Genomic DNA, 7,323 nt, shown 5'->3' with positions numbered 1-7,323 from the left:
GCCTCCAGGGTTGTGAAGATTGGGGGATAACAAGCGACGGAAAGGAAAAAGCAAACATGCCAACAGAAATGATAGAACGGATTCTATCCAAGGAAAACCTGGAAGAAGCCAAGTGTAAAGTGATGAGTAACAAAGGAAGCGCGGGCGTTGACCGCATGAAGACCAGTGAGTTACCGAAGTTTATTGACGAGCACGGGGAAGAACTGTGTGAAGCAATACGGCGAAGGAAATACAAACCCTTACCCGTAAGACGTGTAGAGATTCCAAAAGAGGACGGAAGCAAGAGAAACCTGGGAGTGCCGGCAGTCAAAGATCGATGGATAGAACAGGCGGTATGCCAAGTGTTAACCCCCATCTTTGAAAAGGAATTCTCAGAAAATAGCTACGGATTCCGACCGGGAAGAAAAGCGGAACAAGCGGTAATTAAAGCATTGGAATTCATGAATGATGGGTATGACTGGATCGTGGATCTGGACCTCTCTAAATTCTTCGACAATGTGAATCAGGATATTTTGATGATCTTGGTTCACAAGGTGATCAAAGATCCAGATACAGAATCCTTAGTAAGACGAATCTTACAAGGAGGTGTGTTGGTAGAAGGTACTTATGAAGAAACGAAGATCGGAACAGCACAAGGATCCCCGATCAGCCCACTTCTGGCGAACATCTATCTGAATGAGTTTGACAAAGAGCTAATGTCGAGAGGGCTGCATTTTGTACGGTATGCGGACGATAGTATAATCTGCGTAAAAAGTGAAGTGGCAGCGAATCGTGTCATGTGCTCAGTGACAAAATGGTTAACAGAACACTTGCGTGTAGAAGTAAATGCGACAAAGACGAAAGTAGCCAGACCGAAGGAGGTCAAATATCTGGGATTCAGCTTCTACCAGAAGAATGGAGAATGGAAGCCGAAACCCCATATCAAATCGGTGAAGAAACTAGAATACAAACTGAAACCGCTGTTAAAGCGGAATTGGGGAGTATCGATGGAATACCGAATGAAGAAGATTAATGAGGTAACCCGAGGGTGGATTAACTACTATCGAATTGCGGATATGAAAAGGATATTGACCCGAATAGAAGACAAGATTCGATTTCATATCCGAATGTGTTACTGGAAACAATGGAAGACAGTCAAAAACCGAGCGAACCACCTCTATTTCTTGGGTATGCCAAGATACTGGTGCTGGCTATATGCCAACACACGAAAGGGATACTGCAGGACAGGGAGATGGCTAGGGAGATGGATAACGAACAAGATACTCAAACAAAAAGGTCTACTCAGTTTAGTAGACCATTACACAAAAGTTCATGCATTTCAACAGATCACGTTGGTACTTTGAACCGCCGGACGCCGAACGGCATCTCCGGTGGTGTGGGAGGAGCTAAGCTAAGGAAGAATTGACTTCCTTAGCTTCCTACCCGATTTCTGTTTTGTTAGAGTACGATCAGTTCCACGACATAGACCGCCGCGCAAGCTGCCAGCGCAACGGTCAACAGGCCCTTGCCGCGCCATCCCAAGGCCAGCGCCGTCACCAGCCCTGCCATAGCGCTGGGCCAGCAGCGCGTGCTCGTTAAGATCGCCGGAAAGGTCATCGCCGCCAGCACGGCATAGGGAACATAAAACAAAAAGCTTTGGATAAACGGATTTTCAATCTTTTTCTGAAAGATGAGAATCGGGGCTACCCGCAGAAGATAGGTGACCCCAGCCATCACCAAGGTATAAAAAATTAACGATAAACGCATAAGCTCTCCCTCATTGTAATCGAAATCAACTCTTATGATGCCGTCCGCACTTCAAAGAATTCAGTTCCAGGCTGGCATTTGCACTTATTTTATCATAAAATAAAAGAAAACAAGCTATGAGTTTAACGGCTAAAAAGTGAGGCGCCGTTAAATTTCCGCCACAAGGAGGGAATTGGGATGATTGTTCAAGATTTAAACGCTGGGGAAATGCTTCAATGGTACGCTCGTTATCGGGAAGCTTACAGTAAATACTGCTGCCGGGCAATTATCAAGGAACCATTTTCACCGAATGAAATGAATTTACTGATTTTCTTATCCAACAATCCTCACATGGATACGGCAAAAGTACTGACCGTCACTTTAGGCGTGTCTAAAAGCTTGGTCTGCCGCAGTGTCGATTCGCTGATGCAGAAGGGATATCTGCGCGGGGAAGTTGATCCTCGCGATCACCGTATCACGCATTTGATTTTGACGGAGAAAGCGGCGCCGATCATTCAGACGCTGCAGGAAAACTGGACGCGCTTTGCCCAGCGGGTTACCCAAGCGATATCCCAGGAAGATTTGGAGACCTATAAGCGTGTAAATCAACAGCTGATCCAGAATATCCAACGATTGGCTGACGCTGATTTTGACCGGGAAGAAACGATTGAGAAATAGTGCGAAGGTAAGCCGTGAATGCGCGGCTTTTTTCGTGCAGTTTTTTTGTTAAGTTATGAGGTTACGTCAAGCGGATAACCCAGCCTAGACAAAAAAGCGAATTTGTCGATCTTGATTCTTCAAATATTGACCAGCTGGTCTGTTTGTGATAGGATCGTATCATAAAACAGACTAACTGGTTTGTTTTGTGTGGAGGCAATGATGAAACGCGAAGAAAAAAATCAAATCAGCCGTCAGCGGATCCTCGAAAGCGCGGCGAAGGAATTTGCGGAAAAAGGTTACGGGCTCAGCTCGATCAATGTGATCTGTGCCGAAGGGGACATTTCCAAGGGGATTTTGTACCATTATTTCAAGGATAAAGACGAACTGTATCTGACTTGTGTCCAGGCTTGCTTTGACGGTTTGACCGCAGCGCTGAAAGCCGCATTGCCGGACAGTGTGGGCGATATTCAGACCCGAATGGATCAGTATTTCGCAGTCCGCTGGGCTTATTTTGATCAACATCCCGATCAGCTGAGATTATTTTGTGAAGCGCTGCTCTCTGCCCCGCCGCATCTGCGGCCGGCGATCGCGGAGGCTAGGTTGGAATTTGATCGGTATAACATGGAGATTCTCGATACACTCTTAGGCCAGATTCAACTGCGTCCGGATTTCACCCGTGAGGAAGTAATCGACCTGTTCCGGCAGGCTCAGGATTTCATCAATGCTCAATATGCGGGAAAAGGGCAAGCCGATCCCGCAGATGGAAAAGAGCGCGAACAGCTGTGTCAAAGAGCGTTGGCAATCTTGTTGTATGGCGTCGTAGACGCGGAAAGGAAAGGGTTATGAGTCAGTCACAAAATTCTATTCTGGGCGAATTGCGCCCGTCCAAGGCGATCGTTAAACTGGCGGTTCCCGCCACGATTGCGTTGTTGGCCAAAGCGGTGTATAACATCGTTGATACCGCTTATATCGGCATGCTTCACTCCGATATCGCGCTGGCGGCGGTCGGCGTCACGCTGCCGCTGTTGTTGATCATGGTGTCTGTGGAAAATATCTTTGCCGCCGGGGCGGCGGTGCTGGCCGGCCGGCAATTGGGCGCGGCGGATAAAAAAGGTGCGAACACGACGGTAACGACGGTGATCGGACTTTCGGTTTTGATCGGCGCGCTGCTGTGCGTCGGCGGGATATTCTTCATGGAGCCGCTGCTGCGTTCGTTCGGCGCCTCTTCCGCGGTGCTGCCGCAGGCAAAAGATTATGCCTTCTGGATGTTCATCGCCGCGCTGGCCAATTTGCCGGCGCAAAGCCTGAACTGTGCGGCCCGGGCGGAGTCCTCGGTGCGGATTTCTTCCATCGCCGTCATCACCGGTGCGGTGCTGAACGTCGTGCTGGATCCAATCTTTATGTTCGACTGGGGGTTAGGCTTAGGTGTTGGCGGCGCTTCGTTAGCGACGACGGTATCTCAGTTTGTCACCTTCGCGATTCTGATCGGATTCTATGCCAGCGGCCGATCGATCATCAAGATTCATCCGCGTTACTTCAAACCGAATTGGAAGTTGATTAAAACGGTGACCCTGATCGGAATTCCAACAGCGGTAATCCAGATCTGTCTGGCAGTCGCCACCTCGCTGACGAATATGGCGGCGAAGCCGATGGCCGATGCCGATCTGATCATCGCGGCTTACGGTGTAGTGCAGCGTTTAGTGCTGATCGGCTGTTATGTGATCATGGGCTTTATGCAAGGCTACCAGCCGGTGGCGTCCTATGCGTTCGGCGCAAAAAATGAAGACCGCTTTCACGCGTGCGTCCAGTTTGCTTTGAAGGCCTCGCTGCTGCTGACCGTCATCGTTGCGGCGCTCTATATCGTCAGTGCCCGGCCGCTGATCCAGCTGTTTAATTCCAATCCGGCGGTGATCGACTACGGCGCGAAGCTGTTAATTTCGCAGGTGGCGCTGTATCCGGCGTTTGGTCTGTGTTATATGATGACGATCACGTTCCAGACGATTGGCGCAAGCCGGTATGGTTTGTTCCTGTCGCTGATCCGTCAGGGGCTGTTCTATGTCCCGTTTATTCTGATGCTGCCGCGTTGGCTGGGCGTCAGCGGCATTTATTTTGCCCAGCCGGCTGCGGATCTGCTGACGCTGCTGGTCTGCGTGCTGTCTGTGAAGTCAATGAAAAAAATAGCGAGCCGGAATATGCAGCTTGACGTTTCGGTGGCCTGATTCTTTCTATAAAAAAACGGTTCTGAATTCCGGTTGTGCGAAAACCTCCGGTCAGAACCGTTTTTGTTTTGGTCAGCGGTGTTCTGGATCACCCGGCGGCGGAATCCGAGCTTGTTTTCTCACCTGCCAAAGCCGGCGTGGAAGCTGAAGCCGGAGACTGCGCTTCGTGAACCGGGAACCGCCAGGCACCCAAGGCCGCTGCGGCCAGCGTACAGAGAATGATCGAAAAGCCTTCGGAAATCCAGCTGAACAGCCGACAGAAATGAAGTGTCACGCTCATTGCCACAGCGATTCCCACGACGACGGCCACAGATTTTAACTGCCGGGCAACCGGCGCGACGATCGCGATGAACATTCCGTAAATCGCGACGGCGAAGGCCGCGCGCACCGCTTCCGGAAGCAGGGCGCTGAACGCGCAGCCTAAAAACGTACCGCCGACCCAGCCTGCCATCGGCGTCAGGATCAGCCCCAGCATATAATGAAACCGGACAATCGGGTGGCTGACGGCAACCGCGAAGATTTCATCGGTATTGCCGAACGCCAGCACGGCTTTTTGCAGCCGGGACATCGCCGGATCCAGCTTCTGCGCCAGCGAGAGAGACATCAGGGCATAGCGTAAATTGATCACCAGCGTGGTCAGCGCCATTTCGAGCAGCGAGGCCTGTGTCTGGATCAAGGTCAGACCGGCAAACTGGCCGGCGGAGGTGAGGTTGGTCGCCGAAATCATCACCGCTTCGCCCGCGGACAAACCGGCCGCTGCGGCCGCCATGCCGAAGGTAAACGACACCGAAAGATAACCCAGCGCGATCGGCAGTCCGTCCTTCACGCCTTGTTTCCACCCCAAATTATTCTGCTTCATCGCGTAAGCATCCCCCAATTCTGTTTTGATTTATCTTTCATTTTAGGTTTTTCACGCTTTTTCGTCAACGGCCAGGGGCAAAAAAATGCGCTTTCCCCTTAAAAATTTGAGCATCGGCGGTTGGCGCGGGGCGGCTTTATGCTATAATAACGCTATAAGGAAGACCGCCGTTTCCTGGAAACGGCGTGGGAAAAAATGATAGGGTGAATTTATGCAGCAATATGTTTATATCGTCGGTCATAAGAATCCGGATACCGATTCGATTTGTTCTGCCCTGGCGTACGCTGAACTTAAGCAGCGGCTGGGCGTGCATGCGATTCCGTGCCGCTTAGGGCCGCTCAACGAAGAAACCAAATATGTACTGAAACGCTTCGGATTGGAAAATCCGCTGTTGTTGAAAGACGCGCGGTCCCAGCTGCGCGATATCGACATCGACGAACCGACCTTGATCACGACCAAGACCTCGCTGAAGGAAGCCTGGGACGTTTTGTTCAAGGCCCGCAACAAGTCGCTGTTCGTGCTGGATGAGCAGCAGAAGCTGACCGGAATTGTGTCCACCTCCAACCTGGCGTCGCCGCGGATGATGAGCGACGAGCTGATGCATAAGCTGATGAAAACCGCTTCGCTGTCCTCGCTGGCCAAGACGATCAACGGCGAGATCGACTACGAACCGAAGAATTTCAAGACCAACGGCAAAGTGTTCATCGTCACGCTCAACGACGGCACAAAGTTTGAGGAGAACTTCCGCCATTCGATCACGATTCTCTCGGACGGCAACCGCAAGCAGCGTCAGCTGCTGGAAATGGGCACGCGATGCATGATCATCACCTGCGATCAGGAGATCAGCCCGGACAATCTTGAACTGGCGCGCAAACAGGACTGCGCGGTCATCCGTACACCATGGGATACGATGAAGGTTGCCAAGGTCATCAACGAAGCCTTCCCGGTGGAAAGCCTGATGAGCCGCAATCCGATTACATTTCAGGACGACGAATATGTCGACGACGTCGCGAAGAAAATGGCGAACACCCGCTACCGCAGCTATCCGGTGCTGGATATCGAAGGCAAAGCGGTCGGCGCGGTTTCCCGCTATCACCTGCTGAACTATCGCCGCAAGAAGTTTATTCTGGTCGATCACTCGGCTAAAAATCAGGCGATCAACAACATTGACGACGCAGAAATCGAGGAAATTATCGATCACCACCACATCGGCAATATCGAAACCTCCTATCCGATTTTCTACCGCAACCAGCGCTGCGGCTGTACCTGCACGATCATCGCGCAGCTGTATAAGGAAAACGGCATCATCCCGTCAGCGCAGATGGCCGGCATTATGATGAGCGCGATCATTTCCGATACGCTGCATTTTAAATCCGCAACGACAACCCAGCTGGATAAGGATGTTGCTTACGGACTGGCGGAGATCGCCGGGGTGGATCTCGATCACTACGCTGATGAAATGCTGAGCGCTTCGGTGGCCTTGAAGGAATCGACGCCGACGCAGATTCTCAACCGCGACTTGAAGACCTATGATATGGGAAAATACAAGATTGCGATCGGCCAGACCAACTATAAGAATATTGAAGATATCCAGGCAATTCTGCCGGCTTTCCGTCAGCAGCTGGAAAAGGAACAGACTGCCAAGCAGTTCGATTTAATGGTCATGATGTTCTCGCATATCATGGCGGAAGGCACGATGTTTGTTTACAGCGGACCGCTTTCCTATGTGATGAACGAAATCATCGATACGAAATTCGACGACAATTCCGGTTATGATCACGAGATCATTTCCCGGAAGCAGCAGCTGATGCCGAAGCTTTCTGTGATTTTAAAACAGATGTAAAGCCGGCGGGAGGAAGT

7 protein-coding genes are annotated in these 7,323 nt (G+C 51.0%); 5 read left to right on the top strand and 2 right to left on the bottom strand.

The window, feature by feature from the left end; genetic code table 11:
* Positions 1-1,343, top strand: a 1,343-nt coding sequence (ltrA, locus tag DWY25_RS16005) for a group II intron reverse transcriptase/maturase (RefSeq protein ID WP_220412968.1), incomplete at its 5' end; no start/stop codon positions are given.
* Positions 1,344-1,437: 94 nt separating this feature from the next.
* Here the strand turns inward: ltrA and DWY25_RS16000 are convergent.
* Entirely contained in the window at positions 1,438-1,746 is a 309-nt protein-coding gene (locus tag DWY25_RS16000) for an AzlD domain-containing protein (RefSeq protein ID WP_117896065.1), read from the bottom strand.
* Positions 1,747-1,923: 177 nt separating this feature from the next.
* Here DWY25_RS16000 and DWY25_RS15995 point away from each other — a divergent pair, with 177 nt between their 5' ends.
* The 3 genes from DWY25_RS15995 to DWY25_RS15985 all read left to right on the top strand — a co-directional run bounded on the left by DWY25_RS15995 (position 1,924) and on the right by DWY25_RS15985 (position 4,604).
* A complete protein-coding gene (locus tag DWY25_RS15995) occupies positions 1,924-2,403 on the top strand; it encodes a MarR family winged helix-turn-helix transcriptional regulator (RefSeq protein ID WP_117896064.1) in 480 nt (159 codons plus the stop codon).
* Positions 2,404-2,604: 201 nt separating this feature from the next.
* Entirely contained in the window at positions 2,605-3,231 is a 627-nt protein-coding gene (locus tag DWY25_RS15990; RefSeq protein ID WP_039865438.1) for a TetR/AcrR family transcriptional regulator, read from the top strand.
* Positions 3,228-4,604, top strand: coding sequence for an MATE family efflux transporter (locus DWY25_RS15985; protein ID WP_117896063.1), 1,377 nt, complete (start codon positions 3,228-3,230; stop codon positions 4,602-4,604). Before DWY25_RS15990 ends, DWY25_RS15985 begins: the two co-directional genes overlap by 4 nt.
* 88 nt (positions 4,605-4,692) lie before the next feature.
* Here the strand turns inward: DWY25_RS15985 and DWY25_RS15980 are convergent, their stop codons facing one another.
* Complete coding sequence (locus tag DWY25_RS15980; RefSeq protein WP_117896062.1) at positions 4,693-5,463, bottom strand: AzlC family ABC transporter permease; 771 nt, start codon at positions 5,461-5,463, stop codon at positions 4,693-4,695.
* 211 nt (positions 5,464-5,674) lie between these two features.
* On the opposite strand from DWY25_RS15980, the gene DWY25_RS15975 reads away from it, so the two are divergent.
* Positions 5,675-7,306 carry a putative manganese-dependent inorganic diphosphatase gene (locus tag DWY25_RS15975; RefSeq protein ID WP_117896061.1) on the top strand — a complete coding sequence of 544 codons (1,632 nt, stop codon included), beginning with the start codon at positions 5,675-5,677 and terminating at the stop codon, positions 7,304-7,306.
* Positions 7,307-7,323: the final 17 nt, after the last annotated feature.

It is taken from the genome of Holdemania filiformis, assembly GCF_003459085.1.
In the GTDB taxonomy this organism is placed as follows: Bacteria; Bacillota_I; Bacilli_A; order Erysipelotrichales; family Erysipelotrichaceae; genus Holdemania; species Holdemania filiformis.
Note: the sequence above shows the minus strand (reverse complement) of the source record. Positions and strands in the feature narration are given on the sequence as shown.

What these genes read in the sequence shown, in the direction of transcription:
- DWY25_RS16000 (WP_117896065.1), bottom strand. Translation starts at nt 1,746, where the DNA reads ATGCGTTTATCGTTAATTTTTTATACCTTGGTGATGGCTGGGGTCACC.
- DWY25_RS15995 (WP_117896064.1), top strand. Translation starts at nt 1,924, where the DNA reads ATGATTGTTCAAGATTTAAACGCTGGGGAAATGCTTCAATGGTACGCT.
- DWY25_RS15975 (WP_117896061.1), top strand. Translation starts at nt 5,675, where the DNA reads ATGCAGCAATATGTTTATATCGTCGGTCATAAGAATCCGGATACCGAT.
- DWY25_RS15990 (WP_039865438.1), top strand. Translation starts at nt 2,605, where the DNA reads ATGAAACGCGAAGAAAAAAATCAAATCAGCCGTCAGCGGATCCTCGAA.
- DWY25_RS15985 (WP_117896063.1), top strand. Translation starts at nt 3,228, where the DNA reads ATGAGTCAGTCACAAAATTCTATTCTGGGCGAATTGCGCCCGTCCAAG.
- DWY25_RS15980 (WP_117896062.1), bottom strand. Translation starts at nt 5,463, where the DNA reads ATGAAGCAGAATAATTTGGGGTGGAAACAAGGCGTGAAGGACGGACTG.